The sequence below is a fragment of the Marinobacter nauticus genome (assembly GCF_003634635.1).
Lineage (GTDB): Bacteria > Pseudomonadota > Gammaproteobacteria > Pseudomonadales > Oleiphilaceae > Marinobacter > Marinobacter nauticus.
In genome coordinates this window covers 166,041-188,389 of sequence record NZ_RBJB01000004.1, presented here as the reverse complement: position 1 = coordinate 188,389, position 22,349 = coordinate 166,041, and the positions used below count along the sequence as shown (strand labels likewise).

The following is a 22,349-nucleotide window of genomic DNA, read 5'->3' as shown; positions in this document are numbered from 1 at the left end:
ATTAACGAACAGGTGATAACAGCATGTGTGGGATTGTAGGAGCGGTATCTGAACGGGATGTCCAGGGTATTCTGCTGGAGGGCCTGCGCCGCCTGGAATACCGGGGGTACGACTCCGCCGGCATGGCCGTCATCAATGGCCAGCACCTGGTGCAGCGAGCCCGGGAAGTTGGCAAGGTGGCGGCCCTGGCTGATGCCATTGAAGCAAACCCCCTGGCTGGTCACCTGGGTATCGCCCACACTCGCTGGGCCACCCACGGCGAGCCCTCTCAGGTAAACGCCCATCCCCATATGTCCGGCGAGCGGCTGGCCATCGTCCATAACGGCATCATTGAGAATTACCAGGAACTCCGGGATGAACTCAGGGCCGAGGGTTTTGAGTTTACCTCCCAGACCGATACCGAGGTGGTCGCGCACCTGATCGAGAAATACTTCCGTGAACAGGGCAAACTCTATGAGGCGGTAAAGTCGGCCATTCAGCGTCTGCGCGGTGCCTACGCCCTGGCCGTTGTTCATGCCGATGAGCCGGATCACCTGGTGGTCTGTCGCGAGGGCAGCCCTCTGGTGGTTGGCGTCGGTATTGGCGAGAACTTTATCGCGTCTGACCAGCTGGCCCTGTTGCCGGTGACCGACCGCTTCATGTTCCTGGAAGAGGGCGATATCGCCGATATCCGCAAGGACAACATCCGCATCCACGATCGCAGTGGTCAGCCGGTGGAGCGGACCATTACCCGTTTTGAACACGGTGCTGACTCTGCGGACAAAGGTGAATACCGCCACTTCATGCTCAAGGAAATCTACGAGCAACCGAAAGTGATCAAGGCCACCATGGAAGGCCGGATCACCGACAGCCGGGTCCTGGAGCAAGCCTTGGGAACCGATGCGGCCAACCTGCTGGATAACGTCCGTCACGTCCAGATCATCGCCTGTGGCACTTCGTACCATGCCGGCATGGTGGCCCGCTACTGGATTGAGGAACTGGCCGGCGTGCCTTGTTCGGTGGAAGTCGCTTCCGAGTTCCGCTACCGCAAACACGTGATTCAGCCCGACACCCTGTTCCTGTGCATTTCCCAGTCTGGTGAAACCGCCGACACTCTGGCGGCATTGCGCCAGGCCAAACAGGCGGGCTTCCGCGCGGCTCTGGCCATCTGCAACGTGCCGGGCAGCTCGCTGGTGCGGGAATCCGATCTGGTCATCATGACCCAGGCCGGTCCGGAAATTGGTGTGGCGTCGACCAAGGCGTTCACCACCCAGCTGACCGCCTTGCTGATCTTTACCCTGGCTCTGGCGCGCCATAATGGCCTGAGTGAAGAGAAAGAGGCAGACATCGTTGCCGCCATTCATCAGTTGCCCAAGCAGGTGAGTGATATCCTCGCCCTGGATGCCGACATTGAAGAAATGTCCAAGGCGTTTATGGACAAGAACCACAGCCTGTTCCTGGGCCGCGGCTCTCAGTTCCCGGTGGCGATGGAAGGGGCCCTCAAGCTCAAGGAAATCTCTTACATCCACGCCGAGGCCTATCCCGCCGGCGAGCTCAAACACGGTCCTCTGGCATTGGTGGACAGTGAAATGCCGGTAGTCACGGTGGCACCGAACAACGACCTGGTGGAAAAGCTGAAATCCAATCTGGAGGAAGTTCGCGCCCGTGGCGGTGAGCTGTTTGTTTTTGCCGACAAGGCGGCGGATGTGAAGCCGGAAGAAGGCATCCACGTGATGCAACTGCCATCCGTGCATGAGATCACCGCGCCCATCGTGTACACCGTGCCACTGCAGCTGTTGTCATATCATGTGGCGGTATTGAAGGGTACGGACGTGGACCAGCCGCGAAATCTGGCCAAGAGTGTGACGGTGGAGTAATGTAATGGGCACGGGCCGGATGCTCCCTTGCTCCGGCCTATGCCTGTTCCCGAGTTTCCGATCAGAACGCGTAAGACACCGACGCCTCCACCGTCCGTTCTTCCCCAAACCAGCAGTTCGCACTGTCAAAACAGCTGTAATAGCGCTCATTGGTCAGGTTGTTAACCGACAGCCCCAGCTCTGTGCCGCGCAGGGTGTGAGCCAGTTGGCCGAGATCGTAGCGCAGTGCGATATCCACCAGGGTGACATCCGGAACGCTATCTTCATTAGTGGCGGCGTTGTATTCCGATTCGCCGATGTAGCGGGTGCCGATGCCGGCTACCAGACCGTTCAGCGGACCACGGTAGAACCCGTAATCGGCCCAGACTGACAGCAGGTGCTCAGGCACCCACACCGGTGTCTGGCCTTTCAGGCCGGAGTTGTCTTTGGTTATTTCAACATCCTGTAGCGTATAGCTCAAGGTCATGATCAGGCTATCGATGGGTTGGGTCTGGGCTTCCAGTTCCAAGCCCTGAGACCGCACTTCACCGGCCTGGATTTTGTCATAGGCGGTGCCGTTCGGGTCTCGTGTTGGCACATTGTCTTTGGTGATCTGGTAGAACGCCAGATTGGCAGAGGTGCGCTGGTCTTCGGTCTGATATTTCAGCCCCAGTTCCCATTGGTCGCCTTCAGACGGTTCAAACTCGTTGCCGTTTCGGTCGCTGCCGGTTTGCGGCTCGAAGCTCTCGGCAAAGCTGAGGTAGGGCGATACGCCGTTGTCGCCGCGATACATCACGCCAACGCGGGTGGACACATTGTCCTGTTCGAGTTTGGTGTCTACCGGCGCGCCGTATTTGCGGCCGTCTTCCTCGCCGGTAAAGTCATCCCAGCGCACGCCACCGATGAGCACAAATTGCCCTAGCTCAATCTGATCCTGCAGATACAGGCCCAACTGCTTCTTGCGGATAGCGAAGTCTGAAGAGAGCGCGGTGTTGGTGATATTGATGGTATCTTTGGAGATCTGATAATAATCCGGGTTGTAAAGATCAATGGTGGGTGCTGCGGTGTCTTCATAGAGCACGTCGGAGTCCAGGCTGAGGTAATCCACACCTACCAGAATATTGTGTTGCACGCGGCCGGTGCTGAAACGGCCGGAGAACTGGTTATCCACAGTGAATCCGCTGGTGGTTTCGTCGGTCAGATAGGCCTGGCGGGCCAGGGTACGGCCGTCTGCGGCAAGGCCCGTACTGTAGGTGTTTGTCTGGAACACCTCGGCATCGGTATAGCGGAAGTTCTGCAGGAACGTCCAGTTGTTGTTGATGTTGTGGTTGATCTTGTAACCGGCCATCAACACTTCTTTATCGAATTCGTTCCAGTTGGCGTCGCCGGAAAACGCGTCGGTCTCCAGCTTCCCGTTGGGGTTGGGCAGGAACAGGCCAGATGCGGGCAGACTGGTGTAAACGCCCATCTCCGGGTCTTTCTGGTAATACAGGTTGAAGTTTACCAGGGTATCGTCGCTGACCCGCCAGTCCACTGAGGGCGCAATCAGGTGGCGTTCCTCCTCCGAGGTTTTGGCCTGGCCGTCACGGCTGCGGCTCAGGCCCACCAGGCTGTACGACAGGTCAGAGTCGGCGATCTGGCCACGGCTTTCAATGGTGGCTTCCCGTAGATTGCGCGAGCCGGTGGCCAGCTCAACCCGATGAAACGAATCCGTTGAGGGTTGTTTTCCAATCAGGTTAACCATGCCCCCCGGCGGCATGGCGCCGTACAGGGTGGAGGTCGGGCCGCGGAAAACCTCCACCTGTTCAACCGCCGCGAGATCCACCTGGGGCTGAAGGTTCCAGTCGTTATAAAGCAGCTGGAGGCCGTCGTAGTAATTCTGGTAGTTGATGAACCCGCGAATGCTGAACAGGTCCAGGCGCCCGACCGCGCCGCCGCGCAATTCGGTATTGACCCCGGGGGCGTAGCGAAGCGCGGCAGCTACGGAATCGGCGTCCCGCATCTCCAGTGCCTGCTGATCGAGAACCGAAATGCTCTGTGGAGTTTCTTCGGGTTCCAGCGCCGTTTTGGTGGCGGTATTTCGGTAGGTGTCGCCGTAAACGGCCAGGGCATCCAGTTCCAACGCATCGCCGGTGCTGGCCAGTGTTGTCTGACTAATAACCGCACTGATGGCGAGCGCAAGCAGGCGGGGGTTGCCGATACGATCAAGCATGATGAAATCCCGTGTGTGAACCATATAAAGGAATGTAGTGAGAATCATTCCTATTATATTCAAGCGCAGGATCGATACTTAACACTTTGGTGCATAACCGCCAATCAAGGGACGAACCAGCCGGACCGGTATCCAGTATTCCATCGCAATCTCCGGTGCCGAAGGATCAAAACCGGCTGGGTAAACCTCCAGATCGTAGCCATTCAGGGCAGAACAGCCGGCGTTAGGCAGCCAGGCATCGAAAAACCATTGCAGGATGTCCGACAACGATGCCAGCGGTCCACGAAACGAAATCACCACGTAGTTCCGGGCGGGCACGGTTAATGTTTTCGCGTCGGGCGTCTCGGCCCGTTCGATGCCTTCGACACCGGCCAGATAGCGCATCGGGGCACCCGGTGGGCCCGAGGCATCAAGTACGCCCACCTTGCATTGAGCTGGCGGAATCGGCAGGGAATCCAGAGCCTTGGCCCATAATTCCGGTACCCGGGTTCGGAAGTTTGGCGTGTCGGAGAACAGGCCGGTGATGTCACCGGCAATGCCGGTGACGGAAAAAGCCTCCCGGTGGTCGAGACGGATTTCCGGCAGCCTGGCCTGCAGAGTGGCCGGCGGGAGCGAGTTGGCCTGACATTCGATGGGGGCTTTGAGCAGGCAAGGCAGGCCGCGTTGGCGGTAATGGCGGGGGGAGCAGCCAAAATACTGGCGAAAGCTGCGGGCAAAGCTGATGTCTGAGTTGAAGCCACAGGCGATACTGATATCAATCACCCGCTGATCGGTGAACAACAGCATTTCTGCGGCCAGGCTCAACCGCAATTCCCGCACATAACGCCCCAGTGAGCGGCCGGTCTCCCGCGCGAACACCCGGTTGAATTGCCATCGTGACCAGCCGCAGATGCCCGCCAAATGGTCGACCGCCAGGGGGTGATCCAGGTTCCGGTGGACATAATCAAGAACCTGGCTGATGCGTGAGAAATGGGCGCGGGGCTGTGTCTGGTCGGGCGGCGAAACGCCCTCAGCCAGAGTTTCCGGGGTCATACACACAAAACCTTGGTGCCGGGCTGCGTTGTACAGGCCTGCGATGGGCTGGTCAATACGTGCACACAGATGTTATTGATATTGTGTCTCAAATGCAAAACAAAAGCGTTCAGTTTCTGGCCACCAAAATCCGAACAAGCCAGAGTTCCGGTCACTACCGACACTCGCGCCTGTGGATAAATACCGGTAAACTTGCCAACCATGCCGCATGGGTACGCCCCGCCTACACCTGAATGTGGGCCTTTCTACTACCTTCGGGCCATTACTCCGGGCACAAATATCAAGGAAGATAACGGCTTCATGCCGCATACTTCTCCGGCAGTCATCTTCAGAAGAATTGTGTAATGCCCAACACCGTAATTGCTGGCTTCACCCATAATTTTCTTGGCAAGGCGCCCGTCTGGTACAAGCAGGTCATTCTGCTATTCCTGATCGCCAATCCCGTCGTGATGTACGTGCTAGGGCCGGGCGTTGCTGGCTGGTTGCTTATCGGCGAGTTTATTTTCACCCTGGCGATGGCGCTGAAATGCTATCCGCTGCTGCCGGGGGGCTTGCTGGCGGTGGAGGCCCTGCTGATCGGGCTGACGTCGGCAGATGCGGTGTACCATGAGGTTCTGACCAATTTCCCGGTCATCCTGCTGCTGATGTTCATGGTGGCAGGTATTTACTTCATGAAAGAGCTGCTGCTGGTGACCTTCACCCAGATTCTGGTGGGGGTGCGGTCCAAGTCGGCGTTGTCGCTGCTGTTCTGTAGCGCTGCAGCGGTGCTGTCTGCGTTTCTCGATGCCCTGACCGTCACCGCCGTCATCATCAGCGTAGCGGTAGGTTTCTTCTCGGTCTATCACAAGGTGGCATCCGGCAAGGGCTACCAGCAGAAAGATCACAACACCAACAGCGACGACGAAGTGATTGAGCTGCACCGGGAAGATCTGGAAAACTTCCGTGCCTTTCTCCGCAGCCTGTTGATGCACGGGGCGATCGGTACCGCTCTGGGCGGCGTCGCCACCATGGTGGGTGAACCCCAGAACCTGCTGATTGCCAAGGTGGTGGGCTGGGATTTCGCCGGCTTTTTCCTGCACATGGCACCGGTGAGTATTCCGGTTCTGTTCGCCGGCCTGTTTACCTGCTGGGCGCTGGAAAAGCTGCGCTGGTTCGGATACGGCGGTCGACTGCCCAAGCCGGTGCGAAGGGTATTGGAAGAGTTCGCTGACAATGAAAAGGCACGGCGCACCAAGTCTGATCAGGCGGCGCTCTGGATTCAGGCGCTGGCGGCGGTCATTCTGGTGTTTGGTCTGGCATTCCACATCGCCGAAGTAGGATTGATTGGTCTGCTGGTGATTATCCTGATTACCTCCTTTACCGGCGTGACGGACGAACACCAGATTGGCAAGGCGTTCCAGGAATCCCTGCCCTTTACCTCATTGCTGGTGGTATTTTTCGCCGTGGTGGCAGTGATTCACGAGCAGCACCTGTTCAAACCGATCATTGATTACGTACTGGCGCTGCCTGAAGGCCAGCAGCCGGGCATGTTCTTCATTGCCAACGGGCTGTTGTCGATGATCAGCGACAACGTGTTTGTGGCGACCGTCTACATCAGCGAAGTGAAACAGGCGCTGGACGCCGGCAGCATCAGCTACGAGCACTTCCAGACCCTGGCCGTAGCCATCAATACCGGTACCAACCTGCCGAGCGTAGCTACACCCAATGGCCAGGCGGCGTTCCTGTTCCTGCTGACCTCAGCCATTGCACCTCTGGTGCGTTTGTCCTACGGGCGCATGGTGATCATGGCGTTGCCTTACACCATCGTGATGGGGGGCGTCGGTCTGTACATGGTCACCCACGCGTTCTGAGTCAAGGTTTTGCATATTTCACCGCACAGTTTTCATAGGATCTGTTAACCTTCAGGTAAACAGATAAAAGAAAAGCGGTATACATGCGCAGTTGCCAACAACCCCAATCGATCCTTTCGCGCGCCTGTCTGATGGCGCTTTTTCTTGTTCTGGTTTTCTCATATTTGTTCTATCCCAGCGCTGTCCGTGCCTCAGATTCGGAGGCTATTGTCGATAAAACCATACGGGTTGCTTATGTCGAGTTTCCTCCGGTCACTTATCGGGATGACAGGGGCGAGCCTGCCGGAGAGTTTGTGGACATCACCCGCAAGGTAGCGACAGAGGCGGGTTACCAACTGGAATTCATCTACCTGCCGGTGGCCCGCACCTACCTCTATCTGAAAAACGGCACGATCGATTTGTGGATGGGGCTAACCGACATTCCCGCTTTAAAAGATGACATTCTCGAAAGCTGGATCAGCCCGATTCCGGTGGAACTGAGTGCCTGGTATCTGGAGGGCGTGCCACCGGTGGATCATATGGATCGCCTGCGTAACAAAACCGTGATTCTGATCGGCGGCTATACCTATGCCGGCCTCAGAGACTGGCTGACCTCCCAGCCCGATATCCAGATTACCGAAGCACCGAACCATCGCTCCGGGCTCAACATGCTCAAGCGTCATCGCGGCGATTACCTGCTGGACTACCGGCAACCGGTTCAGCAGACCCTGAGCCGGAACGAAGATAACGAGATTCGCGAATCGGAAATGCGCAGTCGCAACGGCGCCTGGCTGTTTTCCCTGGCCAATCCGCGTGCGGCCATTCTGCGTGAGGCCTTTGACGACGCTTACCTGCGCCTGGCCGAAAAGGGCGAAGTACCGCCGGTGCGGCGGTTTCAGCAAACCTATGTGGTGCCAGGATTCCCGGTACAGTATCAGTAACACCGGCAGGCTTTAAAGCGTTGCCAGCACCCGAATGGCATTGGCCGCTGCCGCCGTCCGGTTTTCCACATTCATCTTCCGGAACACCTGCTCCAGGTGTTTGTTCACAGTGCGGGGGCTCATCTCCAGAATCTGTCCGATTTCCCGGTTGGTCTTGCCATTGGCGATCCACAGCAGGACATCCGACTCCCTCAGGGTAAGATCAAAACGTTCCCGCAGCGCCGCTGAGGCGCTGTTCTGGTTCTGGGGTGTTTTCAGTCGCAACAGGTATTCCTGGCCATCCACCAGGGCCAGATATTCAATGGAGCGGGGCGTGTCCAGTAACCGGATGGGGAGACTGTGGCCGGGATCCGGCCGGTGGCCCAGCCAGTCCTCAAGTTGTTCCCGTACTTCCTGAAAGTCCTCGTGATCCGGCGGCGGCAGGCAACGGCATACCTGCGGAGTACCCCACAGCAGATTGCCCTCGCGGTCGACCGCAAACAGGTTCTGACCGGCGGTATCGAGCGCGCAACGGGCGCTGCGGGTCATTCTGGCGTTGGCCAGGTGCACCGCCATGCGGGCCAGTAACTCGGTGGTGTCGATGGGCTTGGTGACATAGTCCACGCCGCCGGCATTCAGGCCCATAACCACGTGTTCGGTATCGCTCAGGCCGGTCATGAAAATGATCGGAATGTCCGCGAAGGCTGGGTTTTCCTTGAGTCGCCGACACGTCTCGAAGCCATCCATATTCGGCATCAGCGCATCCATCAGCACCACATCGGGGGTGATGTTCTGGCTGATGGTCAGGGCCTGATTGCCTTCCAGCGCCACCAGCACGGTCATGCCTGCTTCTTCCAGTGCATCATTGATCATGCGTATGGAATCGATGGCGTCGTCGACGACCAGTACCACGGTTTTGCGGTCATCAGGATGCTTCATGTTCGGCTACCTCAAGAAGTTCGAGAATTTTCTCGAACTGGAAATCGTTGGTGAATTTGGTGATCTCCTGAACGAAGGCGTCACTGGCGTCTCCGGCATACTGCAAGCTGTGCAGCGCCTCCAGCAGGCCCTTGCGGTGGCCGATTCTGGCCAGGTCTGCCAACGCCTCGCAGTGCTCCCGGGCGGGCAGTTCAAGCGCGCCGCTGGCTGGCAGCGGTAGCGCGGCCAGGGGCTCCGGGCTTTTCTCGAAGCGCCAGTCCAGGCCCATGACCCGGCCGATGGTGTCCAGCAGCAGGTTCAGTCGCACCGGTTTGATGATGTAACCGTCGTGCAGGCGCGGTGCCTCGGCGCTATGGTGGCCCTCGTTGGCGTCGGCCGAGACCATCACCACGGGCAGGTTGTATTTCATTTCCCTGAGCTCGGCCAGCGCCTCCCAGCCGCTTTTCCCGGGCATCGACACATCAAGCAGAATCAGGTTGGGGCGCTCCTGTTCCACCCGTTCCGGAACGGTCATGGCATTGCCTGTGTCGCTGATCTCAAAGCCAAGTGGCGACAGCATGGCCCGGATCACCTGACGATGGGAGTCGTCGTCATCCACCAGCAGGATTTTCCGGCGGGCGCCATGGTAGCCGTAGATCCGGCGGGCCGGTGTCGAGATCGAGCGAGGGCTGGCGGAATGCAGGCTCGACAGCATCAGGCTGACCTTGAACACGCTGCCCTCGCCAGGTTCGCTCTCCACCGAGATGTCGCCGCCCATGATTTCCGTCAGCAGCCGAGTGATGGTCAGGCCCAGGCCGGTTCCGGTGCGGCTCTGGCCGGGATTGCGGATACGCTCAAACGGCCGGAAGATGCGTTCGATGTTCTCTGCGGCAATGCCCTCGCCGGTATCACGCACGGTGAATTCCGCCACCTGGCTGCGGTAGCGGAGGGTCAGTGACACGCTGCCCTGGTCGGTGTATTTGATGGCGTTCGACAACAGATTGATCAGTATCTGGCGCAGGCGTTTTTCATCGGTGGTCACCAGCTCCGGCAGAGGGTGAGGGCAGTGGTAGTCGAACGCCAGGCCCTTTTCTTCGGCCTGAAGCCGGAACATGGTGACCAACTGCTCCATCAGCAACCCGATGCGTACCTGGTCCCGGTGCAGATCTAGCCGGCCCGCCTCAATTTTTGAGATATCCAGCAACCCTTCAATCAGATCCGCCAGGTATTCGCCGCTGCGGCGAATGACCCCCAGGGCTTCCTTGCGATGAGGCGGTACCGAGTCGTCGTTCTCCATGAGCTGGGCGTAACCGAGGATGGCGTTCAGGGGCGAGCGTAACTCGTGGCTGATTCCGGTCAGGTACCGGCTCTTGGCGCCGTTGGCGGCCTCAGCCTGTTCCTTGGCCTGCTGCAGGGCCTGGTCGGTGCGCTCGTGGGCGACAATTTCCTCGGTCAGCAGGCGGGTCTGGCGCCGGGATTCCTCCTCTGCCACTACCCGGCTTTCATGGGCCAGTACAAACAGCCAGCAGATCACTCCGGTGACAATCACCAGAATGAAGAACACTTTCCACAGGGTGACAGACAGCAGCACAGCCTCGGCAAGCGAAGCCACCGGAGTTTTGAAGTAGATCAGCGACAGCAGCAGTGCGGAAAACCCGTTGATGACCACCAGCAGCGACAGGAAATGCCCGAGCCGGGAGCGCAGTGCCGACAGCAGTGGCGCCGGAAGGAAGCGCCCGAGAAACTGCTGCATCTGCTCCTGATAGCCGGCACCCGGCTTGCAGGCGTCCTCACAGCGGGCATCCAGCGAACAGCACAGCGAGCAGATGGCGCCATCGTAGGCGGGGCAGTGGGTAACATCTTCCGGCTCGAAGCGGTGTTCGCAGATGCTGCACCCCACCAGTTGGTGATCGGTGGCGAGGGGCACAAACGGGCGGGCGGTGTAGAAACGCCCGCCGGTCTTCCAGGCAATCAGGGGCGCGGTGACCAGTGCCACCGCCAGGGCAAAGAAATGGGAAAGGGCCTGGGCGTAGTCACCCAGTACCCCGGTGTGGCAGGTGATTCCCACCACCGAGGCGGTGATCATGGCGCCCACGCCCACCGGATTGATGTCGTACAGGTGCGCCCGTTTGAATTCGATATGGGCCGGGCTCAGGCCCAGGGGTTTGTTGATCACCAGGTCTGCCACCAGGGCACCCACCCAGGCAATGGCGACAATGCCGTAGAACCCCAGGGTCTCTTCCAGTGCCCGATACACTCCAAGTTCCATCACCAGCAGGGCAATGGCGACATTGAACACCAGCCAGACCACCCGGCCAGGGTGGCTGTGGGTCAACCGGGAGAAGAAATTGGACCAGGCAATGGAGCCGGCGTAGGCATTGGTCACGTTGATCTTGATCTGACACAGGATCACGAAGATGCCGGCCATCGCCAGCGAGAGCTCGGGAGAATGGGTGATGTAGTTGAACGCCACCAGATACATCTGGGTTGGATCGGCCGCCTCCGTCGCGGAAATGCCCTGATTAAGTGCAAGCACGGCCAGAAAGGAGCCGGCCAGAATTTTCACCATGCCGATGACAATCCAGCCGGGGCCGCCGGCCATCACCGCCACCCACCAACGGCGCCGTTCCGGGGCGTTAGTGGGCTCGGGAATGAAGCGCAGGAAATCCACCTGTTCGCCAATCTGGGCAATCAGGGAGAACACCACCGCGGCGGCCGCCCCGAACAGCAACAGGTCAAAGCCATTGTCGGCGGGCAGGCCCACGCCCTGGAACTGCGTCCAGTCGGTGATGGAGGAGGCATCTGCGTAGATGATGAAAACGAAAGGCGCCAGTTGCAGCAGGATAAACAGGGGCTGGGTCCACACCTGAAAGCGGCTGATGGTGGTGATGCCGTGGGTGACCAGAGGAATGATCACCACGGCGCAGATCAGGTAGCCCAGTACCAGGGGAATGGCAATCAGCATTTCCAGCGCCATCGCCATGATGGCCGCCTCAATGGCGAAGAAGATAAAGGTAAAGGAGGCGTAGATCAGCGAGGTGATGGTTGAGCCGATGTAGCCGAAGCCGGCGCCCCGGGTCAGCAGGTCGATATCCACCCCGTAGCGGGCGGCGTAGTAGCTGATCGGGATCGCGGTCAGGAAAATCACCAGGCTGACCGCGAGGATCGCCGCGACGGCGTTGTCGAAACCATAGTGCAGGGTAATGGAGCCGCCGATGGCCTCCATGGCCAGGAACGAGATGGCCCCCAGTGCAGTGTGGCTGACCCGCGCAGCCGACCACCGACGCGCACTTTTGGCGGTAAAGCGCAGGGCGTAGTCCTCCAGGGTCTGGTTGGCTACCCATTGGTTATAGCTACGCCGGACCCGAAAAATATTCTGTTTTACTGCCATTCCCGCCCTGCTCCTGGCCCGCCGGGCCGCCCTGAATTGGTGCGCGTTTGCTGCCGTCACGCACCGGATCAGAAAGCTGGAACAAGAACCGTGCCATAAACCGGTGCAACGGATGTGCGCCTTGGGGTTGCCTGCGGTTGTAACCTGTCTGACCTGGCACGGGTATGCGTCAAATGACGTACCACGCTGGGGTGAATGCCGAATGGGCACCCATGACAGGCCTGAGCAGAATGATTGACGTGGGCACTGTGCTTCCGGAGCGGAGCACGGTACCGGCTTTCAACCACTGCGAGGAATGACCATGGGAACCACAACCATTGCCGCCGGAGGGCGGAGTCACAAGAGCAAAGGGCTACGAAAGAGCCTGGCCACCCTGGCCGCATCCATCATGCTGGCCACGTCGGCCCAGGCGGCCACGCCGGCAACCGATGAGGTAAACACCACCGGACTGGCGGTCACTGACGACACCGTCAAGGTCGGTATCCTGCACTCCATCACCGGCACCATGGCCATCAGTGAGATTGGTTCGGTGCAGGCCGAGAAGCTCGCTATTGAGCAGATCAACGAGTCCGGCGGTGTCCTTGGCCGGCAGATCGAGTTTGTCCAGGAAGACGGCGCCAGTGACTGGCCCACCTTCGCGGAGAAATCCCGTAAGCTGCTTCGCCAGGACAACGTCGCGGCCATCTTCGGAGCCTGGACCTCGGCTTCCCGTAAAGCCATTCTGCCGGTCATCGAGCAGTACAACGGTATGCTGTACTACCCGACCTTCTACGAGGGTCTGGAGCAGTCACCCAACGTGATCTACACCGGCCAGGAAGCCACCCAGCAGATTCTGGCGGGTATCGACTGGGCGGTGAAAGAGAAAGGCGCCAAAACCTTCTACCTGCTGGGCTCGGATTACATCTGGCCCCGTACCTCCAACAAAATTGCCCGCAAGCACATCGACAAACTGGGCCTGAAAGTAGTGGGCGAGGAGTACTACCCGCTGGGCCACACCCAGTTCAACTCCGTGATCAACAAGATCAAGCTCAAGAAGCCGGACGTGATCTTTGCGTCGGTGGTGGGTGGTTCCAACGTGGCCTTCTACAAGCAGATGAAAGCCGCCGGTGTCGATTTCACCGACGAGAAGCCGCTGCTGCTCACCATCTCCGTCACCGAGGATGAAATCCGCGGTATCGGCGGTGAGAACGTGGAAGGTATCTACGCCTCCATGAAGTATTTCCAGAGCCTGGATAACCCCAACAACGAAGAATTCGTGGCCGCCTTCAAGGAAGCCTGGGGTGACGACATGGTGATTGGCGACGTAACCCAGGCGGCCTATCTCGGCCCGTGGCTGTGGAAGATGGCGGTGGAAAAAGCCGGCTCCTTCGACATCGACAAGATCCGTGAAGCCTCACCCGGTATCGAGTTTACCAAGGCACCGGAAGGCTATGTCCGCATCCACGAAAACCATCACCTCTGGTCCAAGACCCGCATCGGCCGCGCCAAAACCGATGGCCAGTATGAAGTGGTTTATGAAACCGACGAGCTGATGGAACCCGATCCGTTCCCGGAAGGTTACCAGTAAGCAGCCGTGGCCGGTGCCTTCGGGCACCGGCGTCCGGCTCGGACGCAAGCACGTGTTCTTAAGCGACGGGAGTAAGGGTCATGTTTGACGGATACACCACCAGCGAATTGATGTCGATTTTTGCCATGCAGGGCTTTGCCGGGCTGTCCCTGTTCTCGGTATTCGTACTGATGGCACTGGGCCTGGCGATCATTTTTGGTCAGATGGGGGTGATCAATATGGCCCACGGGGAATTCATGATCCTCGGCGCCTACACCACCTACCTTGTCTCCGGGTTTTTCCAGTCGGTCCTGCCCGGTCTGTTTGGCGGATACTTCTTCGTCGCCATCATTATTGCGTTTCTCATCTGTGCGGCCCTCGGGGCCTTTATCGAATGGGCCATGATCCGGCACCTCTACCGGCGGCCACTCGACACCCTGCTGGCCACCTGGGGCCTGAGCCTGATCATGCAGCAAACCTACCGCTCCATCTTCGGGGCCCGGGAAGTGGGTGTGGAACTGCCGGAGTGGATGATGGGCGCCATCCAGGTTACCGATCTGGTGGAACTGCCCATCAACGGCCTGTTCGTGATGATCATTGCCCTGTCCATCGCCCTGGGGGTTTACCTGCTGATGTACCGCTCCGGCTGGGGCAAGAAGGTTCGTGCCGTGGTACAGAACCGACCGATGGCCGAAGCCGTGGGCATCAACAGTGCCGGTGTTGACCGTATGACCTTCGCCCTGGGCTGTGGCATTGCCGGTATCGCCGGTGCGGCCTTCACCATGATCGGCTCCACGGGCCCGTCCTCCGGCCAGGCCTACATTGTCGATACCTTCCTGGTGGTGGTTTTCGGCGGTGCCCAGAGTCTGATTGGCACCATTGTCTCTGCCTTCGGTATTTCCCAGGCCCAGTCCACGATGGAGTTCTTCCTCAGTGGTTCCATGGCCAAAGTCCTCACCCTGCTGGTGGTCGTTGGCATCCTGATGCTGCGCCCGGAAGGCCTGATGGCGCTCAAGGTCCGTCGCTAGGAGACTGTCATGAAAAACACTTCCCCTTTGAAATGGTTTGCCTCCCGAGAGGGACTCTACTATCTGGCACTGGCGTTGCTGCTGGTCGTCATCCTGCCGCTGGCGCTGGACCCGTTCCGCCTGAACATGGTGGGTAAATACCTCACCTACGCCTTCGTGGCCATCGGCTTGGTGATGTGCTGGGGCAAAGCCGGCATCCTCAGCCTGGGCCAGGGCGTGTTCTTCGGCCTGGGCGGCTACTGCATGGCCATGTTCCTGAAGCTGGAGGCTTCCACGCCGGAGGCCACGGCCATCCAGTCCACCCCGGGTATCCCGGACTTCATGGACTGGAACCAGCTGACCGAGCTGCCGTGGTTCTGGGAACCGTTCCACAGCTTCTCGTTCACCCTGCTGGCGATCGTCGGTGTGCCGGTGTTGCTGGCATTCATCATCGGTTTTGCGATGTTTACCCGCCGGGTGGGGGGCGTCTACTTCGCCATCATCACCCAGGCCATCGCCGCCATCCTGACCATTCTGATCATTGGTCAGCAGGGCTACACCGGGGGTGTCAACGGCATTACCGATCTGCAGACCCTGATGGGCTGGGACATCCGCACCGACGAGGCCAAAACCATCCTGTACTTCGTATGCGTGGGCCTGCTGTTCGTGTGCCTGTTCGTGGCCCGGTTCGTCCAGAACCGCAAACTCGGTCGCATCCTGGTGGCGATGAACGCCCAGGAAAACCGGGTGCGTTTCTCCGGCTATGACGTGGCCGCGTTCAAGATCTTCGTGTTCTGCCTGGCCGCCGCCTTTGCGGGCATTGGCGGCGCGCTGTTCACCCTGATTGTCGGCTTCATGTCGCCCTCGTTCATCGGCATCGTTGCCTCTATTGAAATGGTCATCTTCTGCGCCCTCGGGGGTCGCCTGTCGATTCTGGGCGCAGTCTACGGCGCGTTGCTGGTGAACGCCGCCAAGAGCGGCTTCTCCGAATCCTTCCCGGAATTGTGGCCGTTCGCCATGGGTGCGTTGTTCATCGGTGTGGTGCTGGCTTTCCCGAATGGCCTGGCCGGCCTGTACCAGACCTACGTGATGCCCCTGGAAGACCGTCTGTTCAAGCGCAAGCCGAAAGCAGCGGTGAGCGCCCCGGCGAAGCCAGCGCCTGCTGCCCGCCAAGATGAGGGCCGTGATTACGACCCGATGCTGGATCAATACAGCCCGGAGAAATCCTGATGAACGCAGCCAAAGCACAGAGCAAGGACTTCCTGCTCGCAGTCGAGGGCCTGACCGTCTCATTCGATGGCTTCAAGGCGGTGGATGATCTCTCGTTCTACCTGGACCCGAAAGAGATCCGGGTCATCATCGGCCCCAACGGGGCCGGCAAAACCACGGTACTGGACCTGATTTGCGGCAAGACCAAGGCGACCTCGGGTTCCATCAAGTTTGATGGCAAGGAGCTGACCAGGCTCAAGGAGCACCAGATTGTGCATTCCGGCGTTGGTCGCAAGTTCCAGACCCCGTCGGTGTTCGAGGACCTGACGGTGTTCGAGAACCTGGAGGTGTCTTATCCACAGGGCCACAGCGTGATGGGCGCGCTGGCCTTCAAACGCTCGGCTGAGGTGGTGGCTGCGGTCGAAGACGTGGCCGAGACCATCTTCCTGAAAGATGCCCTGGAGCAGCCGGCGTCGCTGCTCAGTCACGGCCAGAAGCAGTGGCTGGAGATTGGCATGCTGCTGATCCAGAAGCCGGACCTCTTGATGCTGGATGAACCGGTGGCCGGCATGTCGGTGGCCGAGCGCAAGAAAACCGCTGAACTGCTGCGGCGCATTACCAAAGACCACACGGTGCTGGTGATCGAGCACGACATGCAGTTTGTCGGGGATATCGCAGACCGGGTCACGGTGATGCACCAGGGCAAGGTTCTGTCTGAGGGGTCCATCGAGCACGTGAAGTCGGACCCTAAAGTCATCGAAGTCTACCTGGGGCATTGATCATGCTGAGCGTCAAACAACATTCGGTGGCCTATGGCCAGAGCAGCATCATTCAGGACCTGAACCTGGAGGTGGGCAAGCAGGAAATCGTGGCGGTGGTTGGCCGCAACGGTATGGGTAAAACCACCCTGATGAAATCCCTGGTGGGTATGACCCCGAGCCGCGGTGGCCAGGTCACGCTGGATGGCACGGACCTGTCGAACCTGAAGAGCTTCCAGCGGGTGAGGGCCGGCATCGGGTTTGTGCCCCAGGGGCGGATGATTTTCCCGACCCTGACGGTGAAGGAAAACATCGAGACCGGTCTGGCCGCGGTAGGCGAGAAGAAAATTCCGGAAGACCTTTATGAGCTGTTTCCGGTGCTGAAGGAAATGCAGCACCGCCGGGGCGGCAACCTTTCCGGCGGGCAGCAGCAACAGCTGGCCATCGCCCGGGCCCTGGCGACCCGGCCCAAGGTGCTTCTGCTCGATGAGCCGACCGAGGGCATCCAGCCCAACATCATCAAGGACATTGCCAAAACCCTTCGGCGGATTCGCGACGAGCGGGGGTTGTCGATTGTGGTGTCGGAGCAGGTGTTGAGCTTTGTGATGGATGCGGCGGACCGGATTCTGGTGATCGAGAAGGGGGAGATTGTGCACGAGGAGCTTCGGGAAGAGGCGGATCAGGACAAGATTGCCAGTTATCTGGCCGTTTAGCTTTGTTGAGGGGGAATTAATATGAGACACGGTGATATTTCCAGCAGTAACGATACCGTCGGCGTGGCGGTGGTGAACTACAAGATGCCCCGGCTGCATACCAAAGCCGAGGTGCTGGACAACGCCCGCAAGATTGCGGAGATGATCAAGGGCATGAAGGTGGGGCTGCCGGGGATGGATCTGGTGGTGTTTCCGGAATACAGCACCATGGGGATCATGTACGACAACGACGAGATGATGGAGACCGCCGCCACCATTCCCGGAGACGAGACAGCGATTTTCTCGGCGGCCTGCCGGGAGGCGAATACCTGGGGGGTGTTTTCGCTCACCGGCGAGCGCCATGAAGATCATCCCAACAAGGCGCCCTACAACACCCTGGTGCTGATCAACAACGAGGGTGAGATTGTCCAGAAATACCGCAAGTGCATTCCCTGGTGCCCGATTGAGGGCTGGTACCCCGGCGACACCACCTATGTGACCGAGGGGCCGAAGGGGATGAAGATCAGTCTGATCATCTGTGACGACGGCAACTACCCGGAGATCTGGCGCGACTGCGCCATGAAGGGGGCGGAGCTGATTGTGCGGTGCCAGGGTTACATGTATCCGGCCAAGGAACAGCAGATCATGATGGCCAAGAGCATGGCCTGGGCCAACAACTGTTACGTGGCGGTGGCTAATGCCTCCGGCTTTGACGGGGTGTATTCGTACTTCGGGCACTCCGCCATCATCGGCTTTGATGGTCGTACCCTGGGTGAATGTGGCGAGGAGGACATGGGGGTTCAGTACGCCCAGTTGTCGGTTAGCCAGATCCGTGACGCCCGCGCCAACGACCAGTCCCAGAACCACCTGTTCAAGTTGCTGCACCGGGGCTACACCGGCGTCCACAACTCCGGTGACGGCGACAAGGGCGTGGCCGATTGCCCGTTCGAGTTCTATCGCACCTGGGTGATGGATGCCCAGAAAGCCCAGGAAAACGTCGAGGCCATGACCCGCAAAACCGTGGGCACGGCGGAATGCCCGGTGGGTGAACTGCCGTTCGATGGCAAGGAAAAAACTGCAGGGGCCTGAGCCCGGGAGACCGCGATGCCGTTTATCAATGAGCGGCTGGAAGCCAACCGGGAAACGCTGGCAAGGAACCGGGCCGATTCAGGCCCGGTTCGTGTTTCCCGGTTCCGCTTTGAGCCGGACGCCGTAATGGCGAGCCTGCGGGCCAATATCGTGGGCCAGCAGCACGCCCTGGAGGCGATGGAATCCATGCTGGTTCGGGTCAAGGCCGACATCGGTGAAGAGAACCGCCCGCTGGCGGTTCACTTGTTTCTGGGGCCGACCGGGGTGGGCAAGACTGAAACCGTACGGCTGATTGCCGAGGCCATTCATGGCAGCCGCGATGCCCTGTGCCGCATCGACATGAACACCCTGGCCCAGGAGCACTACGCGGCCGCGCTGACCGGCGCGCCGCCCGGTTATGTGGGCAGCAAGGAAGGCCACAGCCTGTTTGATCTTGAGAAGGTTCAGGGGTCGTTCAGCAAACCGGGCATCGTCCTGTTCGACGAGCTTGAAAAGGCCAGCAAGGAGGTCACCCGGACCCTGCTCAATGTGCTCGATACCGGCCGGCTGGTGTTCCCCTCCGGCAATCGGGAGATCGATTTCCGCAACACGCTGATCTTTATGACCAGCAACGCTGGAGCCCTGGAAGCGGAAGCGCACCATCACCGCTATCAGCGAGGCTGGCGCCGCTGGCTGGGGCTGGAGCCGGGCCCGCAGGAGAACCTTCGGGACAAGGCCCTGCGCCGGCATTTCGACCCGGAGTTCCTGAACCGGATTGACCAGATTCTTACGTTTAATCCCCTGACAGACCAGTGGCTGTATGCCCTTCTGGAGATTGAGCTGGCCGGCTTGAACAAGCGCCTGGCCCGCAAACAGGCCTCGCTGGATTTGTCGGTGGAGCTGCGCAGTGTGTTGTGCCGCGATTACGACAGCCGCTATGGCGCCCGCGAGATGCTACGGGCGTTCCGCCAGAAACTGGAGCCGGCGCTGGCCCGTGCGTTGCTGGCGCATCCCGAGCATTCCTCATTTCTGGCCGAGCTCAAGGGGCAGGAGATAGTGGTGCGCCAATACGTCGAATGACGTAGGTGCCGGGGGCAATTCGCGAATACCGCGCCGGTGGCGTATCGCGGATAGTGAAACGGTCAGCGCAGGCGCCGTCGGGCACTGCGTTCCCAAGCTTAGACGCCGAACGCCAAGAACCAAGGAGCGACCGCTATGGCCGAAACACTCATCAAGATCGATTTGAGCAAATCCGCGTACGAGAACGAGAATATCCACAACCGCTGGCATCCGGACATTCCCATGGCGGCGACGGTCAAGCCCGGGGACGATTTCATCCTCGAGTGTTACGACTGGACCGGTGGCCAGATCAAGAACAACGACAGCGCAGACGACGTGCGCGATGTGGATCTGACCCAGGTTCACTTCCTGTCTGGCCCGGTGGGCGTGGAGGGCGCAGAACCCGGCGACCTGCTGGAAGTGGACATCCTCGACATCGGTGCCTTTAAGGACAGCCAGTGGGGCTTCAACGGTTTCTTCTCCAAGAAGAACGGCGGCGGCTTTCTGACCGAGCACTTTCCGGAAGCCCAGAAATCCATCTGGGATTTCAACGGCATGTTCACCAAATCCCGCCACATCCCCAACGTTGAATTCGCCGGCATGATCCACCCGGGCCTGATCGGCTGCCTGCCGTCCAAGGAAATGCTGGCGGAGTGGAACAAGCGCGAGAAAGAACTGTACGACACCGAGCCGGATCGGGTGCCGGGCCTGGCAAACCTGCCCTACGCCGACACTGCCCACCTGGGCAAGCTGGCCGGTGATGCCGCCAAAGAGGCGGCGCTGGAAGCCGCCCGCACCGTACCGCCCCGGGAACACGGTGGTAACTGTGACATCAAGGACTTGTCCCGTGGTTCCAAGGTGTATTTCCCGGTCTATGTGAAGGGGGCAGGCCTGTCGGTGGGCGACCTGCACTTCAGCCAGGGCGACGGCGAGATCACCTTCTGCGGCGCCATCGAAATGGCCGGCTGGATTCATCTGCGGGTGAACCTGATCAAGGACGGTATGGCCAAATACGGCATCAAGAACCCGGTCTTCAAACCCAGCAGCATCAAGCCGCGCTACGAGGACTATGTGATCTTCGAGGGCATCTCGGTGGATGAAGAGGGCCAGCAGCACTACCTGGACGTGCACGTGGCCTACCGCCAGGCCTGCCTCAACGCCATCAACTACCTGACCAAGTTCGGTTACACCCCGGCTCAGGGTTACGCGTTGCTTGGTTGTGCGCCGGTGGAAGGCCACATCAGTGGCGTGGTGGATGTACCCAACGCCTGCGCCACCTTGTGGTTGCCGACCGAGATCTTCGACTTCGACATCAACCCCACGGCGGAAGGACCGACCAGGAAGGTCACGCCGGGCACCGACGTACCCCTTTCACCGGACAAGGAGTAAGCCATGCCACTGTACGACTACAAATGCCGGGAACACGGGCTGTTCCAGGAACTGGGCGCCATGGCCGAAGCCGGTAACCCGGCCCATTGCCCCACCTGCAAGGCGCTGTCACCCCGGGTGATTGTGCTGCCGCCGGAGCTCCTGGCCATGGACCCGGCCCGCCGCAACGCGGAGGCGCGGAATGAAAAGGCGAGCCACGAGCCCATCATCTCCACCGCCGACCAGCGAGCCCGGGACGCCGAGCACCGCAAGAGTTGTGGCTGCAAGAAACAGTCGGACGGTAAACACATGCTGTTCTACACCGCCGATGGCAAGAAGATGTTCCCGTCCATGCGGCCCTGGATGATCAGCCACTGACCATTGCTTTCACGTGTTTGGCCCCCTTGAGGGGCCTTTTTTTATGGCCGATCAGCGGTTTTGCTCCAGGGTGAGGTCGCCATACCAGGCCGTGGCCTGCTCGCCGGTGTTGTCGGCGTCGGTCATGATGGCCACGCCCACAATGGCAGGCGGTTCTTCGCCGAAGGCCTGACGGTAATCTGCCACCAGGTCCCGGGTAACGGTCACCCATTCGCCCACCCGCGACGGCCCGGAGTTGACAGCAATCATCATGGTTTTGTCGGTGTAGGCGTTGGCGACCATGCTCTGCTCTGGTAGCTGATTGGCCCAGATGTAGTTCAGGGCGTTGCCGGGAAGGGTCTCGCCGAACAGCACTTCCACGGTCTTGCGCTTGGCCCGTTCAAAAAAGCCGGCCTTGTCCGGCTGAAACTCAAAGGCGACGTAGATGCGGGCAGGGTAGTCATCACCGGACTTTTCGCGGGCGTTGCCGGCTTCGTAGATGTTCGACACCTTCCAGCGCCATGACAGCGTGAGCGAGTCGCCGGGCACCAGCTCAACACGGGCAATCAGCCCGGAAGCGCTGGCGTCTGCGTCGGCACGGACCACCTGCTGGCCGTCGTCCGTGTCCAGGGTGTAGCGGGTGTGCGTCTCGATGTTCGGAAAGGTCAGAGGTTCCCAGCCGTCCTCCAGTGAGGTCATGGTGGAGAACCGGGTTAGCCGGTCTGTGTCTGCCCACACCGGGCTGGCGGCGAGACCGAGCGTCAGGGTACTGGCCAAAAGCAGCGAAATTCTCACATTCATTCCTCAAATCCGGTGGTCTGGAGATGGACAGGCTCTGTTGCAAAAAGTGCCTTGTCTTGGCGTATTCGGCCCTATATAGTGACCGGGTCCTTGGTTAACTACCATATATTGTGATCAAACTCTGATCATCTTGATCACAGGGTAGTCGGGAATCCGGTGAGAATCCGGAACTGACGCGCAGCGGTATTGGGGAACGAGCGTGGCAAGATGACACTGGCGCAAGCCGGGAAGTCGCCACGCAAGGCGGAATCAAACGATTCGTGCCCCTGAGTCCGAAGACCTGCCAGGGATCAGAAGCCCCCCATGGGTTTCTGGACTGCACCTTCGCGATTCAAGGGTGAGCAGAT

At 59.7% G+C, this 22,349-nt stretch carries 17 protein-coding genes and 1 riboswitch; of the genes, 12 read left to right on the top strand and 5 right to left on the bottom strand.

Translation table 11 applies throughout. The features are described from left to right. The first annotated feature begins 23 nt into the window (after positions 1–23). Complete coding sequence (glmS, locus tag C7436_RS12290; protein ID WP_022992608.1) at positions 24–1,856, top strand: glutamine--fructose-6-phosphate transaminase (isomerizing); 1,833 nt, start codon at positions 24–26, stop codon at positions 1,854–1,856. Between the two features lie 61 nt (positions 1,857–1,917). Here glmS and C7436_RS12285 read toward each other — a convergent pair whose 3' ends face one another. Both C7436_RS12285 and C7436_RS12280 read right to left on the bottom strand, forming a co-directional pair. Continuing rightward, positions 1,918–4,047, bottom strand: coding sequence for a TonB-dependent siderophore receptor (locus C7436_RS12285; protein WP_121208010.1), 2,130 nt, complete (start codon positions 4,045–4,047; stop codon positions 1,918–1,920). A gap of 78 nt (positions 4,048–4,125) precedes the next feature. Beyond that, the gene (locus C7436_RS12280) at positions 4,126–5,079 is read right to left on the bottom strand and encodes a helix-turn-helix domain-containing protein (protein ID WP_121208009.1); all 954 of its coding nucleotides are present in this window, start codon (positions 5,077–5,079) and stop codon (positions 4,126–4,128) included. Positions 5,080–5,423: 344 nt separating this feature from the next. Here C7436_RS12280 and nhaB point away from each other — a divergent pair, with 344 nt between their 5' ends. Continuing rightward, positions 5,424–6,929 carry a sodium/proton antiporter NhaB gene (gene nhaB, locus C7436_RS12275; protein ID WP_121208008.1) on the top strand — a complete coding sequence of 502 codons (1,506 nt, stop codon included), beginning with the start codon at positions 5,424–5,426 and terminating at the stop codon, positions 6,927–6,929. 164 nt (positions 6,930–7,093) lie between these two features. Next, a complete protein-coding gene (locus tag C7436_RS12270) occupies positions 7,094–7,849 on the top strand; it encodes a substrate-binding periplasmic protein (RefSeq protein WP_228198132.1) in 756 nt (251 codons plus the stop codon). A 12-nt stretch (positions 7,850–7,861) separates the two neighbouring features. Here C7436_RS12270 and C7436_RS12265 read toward each other — a convergent pair whose 3' ends face one another. Together C7436_RS12265 and C7436_RS12260 are read right to left on the bottom strand one after the other, a co-directional pair. Beyond that, positions 7,862–8,767, bottom strand: a complete 906-nt coding sequence (locus C7436_RS12265; RefSeq protein ID WP_121208006.1) for a response regulator — start codon at positions 8,765–8,767, stop codon at positions 7,862–7,864. Continuing rightward, complete coding sequence (locus tag C7436_RS12260) at positions 8,754–12,137, bottom strand: hybrid sensor histidine kinase/response regulator (protein WP_121208005.1); 3,384 nt, start codon at positions 12,135–12,137, stop codon at positions 8,754–8,756. The genes C7436_RS12265 and C7436_RS12260 overlap by 14 nt, the downstream gene beginning before the upstream one ends. 301 nt (positions 12,138–12,438) lie before the next feature. Here C7436_RS12260 and urtA point away from each other — a divergent pair, with 301 nt between their 5' ends. The 9 genes from urtA to C7436_RS12215 all read left to right on the top strand — a co-directional run bounded on the left by urtA (position 12,439) and on the right by C7436_RS12215 (position 21,222). Beyond that, positions 12,439–13,704: an urea ABC transporter substrate-binding protein gene (gene urtA / locus C7436_RS12255; RefSeq protein WP_011787268.1), complete on the top strand. Its 1,266-nt coding sequence runs from the start codon at positions 12,439–12,441 to the stop codon at positions 13,702–13,704. Between the two features lie 80 nt (positions 13,705–13,784). Further along, the gene (urtB, locus tag C7436_RS12250) at positions 13,785–14,711 is read left to right on the top strand and encodes an urea ABC transporter permease subunit UrtB (RefSeq protein ID WP_011787267.1); all 927 of its coding nucleotides are present in this window, start codon (positions 13,785–13,787) and stop codon (positions 14,709–14,711) included. A 9-nt stretch (positions 14,712–14,720) separates the two neighbouring features. Then, positions 14,721–15,920, top strand: a complete 1,200-nt coding sequence (gene urtC, locus C7436_RS12245; RefSeq protein ID WP_121208004.1) for an urea ABC transporter permease subunit UrtC — start codon at positions 14,721–14,723, stop codon at positions 15,918–15,920. Continuing rightward, positions 15,920–16,678, top strand: a complete 759-nt coding sequence (gene urtD, locus C7436_RS12240) for an urea ABC transporter ATP-binding protein UrtD (protein ID WP_023008412.1) — start codon at positions 15,920–15,922, stop codon at positions 16,676–16,678. Before urtC ends, urtD begins: the two co-directional genes overlap by 1 nt. Positions 16,679–16,680: 2 nt before the next feature. Continuing rightward, positions 16,681–17,370 carry an urea ABC transporter ATP-binding subunit UrtE gene (gene urtE / locus C7436_RS12235; protein WP_011787264.1) on the top strand — a complete coding sequence of 230 codons (690 nt, stop codon included), beginning with the start codon at positions 16,681–16,683 and terminating at the stop codon, positions 17,368–17,370. A gap of 21 nt (positions 17,371–17,391) precedes the next feature. Continuing rightward, the gene (locus C7436_RS12230; RefSeq protein WP_121208003.1) at positions 17,392–18,438 is read left to right on the top strand and encodes an aliphatic amidase; all 1,047 of its coding nucleotides are present in this window, start codon (positions 17,392–17,394) and stop codon (positions 18,436–18,438) included. Between the two features lie 15 nt (positions 18,439–18,453). After that, on the top strand, positions 18,454–19,497 hold the full coding sequence (locus C7436_RS12225) for an AAA family ATPase (RefSeq protein WP_121208002.1): 1,044 nt from the start codon (positions 18,454–18,456) through the stop codon (positions 19,495–19,497). Positions 19,498–19,632: 135 nt separating this feature from the next. Further along, entirely contained in the window at positions 19,633–20,865 is a 1,233-nt protein-coding gene (gene fmdA / locus C7436_RS12220) for a formamidase (protein WP_011787261.1), read from the top strand. Positions 20,866–20,868: 3 nt separating this feature from the next. After that, positions 20,869–21,222 carry a zinc ribbon domain-containing protein gene (locus C7436_RS12215; protein WP_121208001.1) on the top strand — a complete coding sequence of 118 codons (354 nt, stop codon included), beginning with the start codon at positions 20,869–20,871 and terminating at the stop codon, positions 21,220–21,222. A 51-nt stretch (positions 21,223–21,273) separates the two neighbouring features. Here C7436_RS12215 and C7436_RS12210 read toward each other — a convergent pair whose 3' ends face one another. Then, positions 21,274–22,002 carry a DUF3047 domain-containing protein gene (locus tag C7436_RS12210; protein ID WP_170155435.1) on the bottom strand — a complete coding sequence of 243 codons (729 nt, stop codon included), beginning with the start codon at positions 22,000–22,002 and terminating at the stop codon, positions 21,274–21,276. Between the two features lie 105 nt (positions 22,003–22,107). Then, a riboswitch (cobalamin riboswitch) is annotated at positions 22,108–22,304 on the top strand. The last annotated feature ends 45 nt before the right edge of the window (positions 22,305–22,349 follow it).

Bases quoted from the DNA above. Each gene is read 5' to 3' on its own strand.
- urtE (WP_011787264.1), top strand. From the start codon at position 16,681: ATGCTGAGCGTCAAACAACATTCGGTGGCCTATGGCCAGAGCAGCATC.
- C7436_RS12230 (WP_121208003.1), top strand. From the start codon at position 17,392: ATGAGACACGGTGATATTTCCAGCAGTAACGATACCGTCGGCGTGGCG.
- C7436_RS12210 (WP_170155435.1), bottom strand. From the start codon at position 22,002: ATGAATGTGAGAATTTCGCTGCTTTTGGCCAGTACCCTGACGCTCGGT.
- urtB (WP_011787267.1), top strand. From the start codon at position 13,785: ATGTTTGACGGATACACCACCAGCGAATTGATGTCGATTTTTGCCATG.
- urtC (WP_121208004.1), top strand. From the start codon at position 14,721: ATGAAAAACACTTCCCCTTTGAAATGGTTTGCCTCCCGAGAGGGACTC.
- glmS (WP_022992608.1), top strand. From the start codon at position 24: ATGTGTGGGATTGTAGGAGCGGTATCTGAACGGGATGTCCAGGGTATT.
- C7436_RS12280 (WP_121208009.1), bottom strand. From the start codon at position 5,079: ATGACCCCGGAAACTCTGGCTGAGGGCGTTTCGCCGCCCGACCAGACA.
- C7436_RS12265 (WP_121208006.1), bottom strand. From the start codon at position 8,767: ATGAAGCATCCTGATGACCGCAAAACCGTGGTACTGGTCGTCGACGAC.
- C7436_RS12260 (WP_121208005.1), bottom strand. From the start codon at position 12,137: ATGGCAGTAAAACAGAATATTTTTCGGGTCCGGCGTAGCTATAACCAA.
- C7436_RS12225 (WP_121208002.1), top strand. From the start codon at position 18,454: ATGCCGTTTATCAATGAGCGGCTGGAAGCCAACCGGGAAACGCTGGCA.
- C7436_RS12215 (WP_121208001.1), top strand. From the start codon at position 20,869: ATGCCACTGTACGACTACAAATGCCGGGAACACGGGCTGTTCCAGGAA.
- nhaB (WP_121208008.1), top strand. From the start codon at position 5,424: ATGCCCAACACCGTAATTGCTGGCTTCACCCATAATTTTCTTGGCAAG.
- C7436_RS12285 (WP_121208010.1), bottom strand. From the start codon at position 4,047: ATGCTTGATCGTATCGGCAACCCCCGCCTGCTTGCGCTCGCCATCAGT.
- urtD (WP_023008412.1), top strand. From the start codon at position 15,920: ATGAACGCAGCCAAAGCACAGAGCAAGGACTTCCTGCTCGCAGTCGAG.
- urtA (WP_011787268.1), top strand. From the start codon at position 12,439: ATGGGAACCACAACCATTGCCGCCGGAGGGCGGAGTCACAAGAGCAAA.
- fmdA (WP_011787261.1), top strand. From the start codon at position 19,633: ATGGCCGAAACACTCATCAAGATCGATTTGAGCAAATCCGCGTACGAG.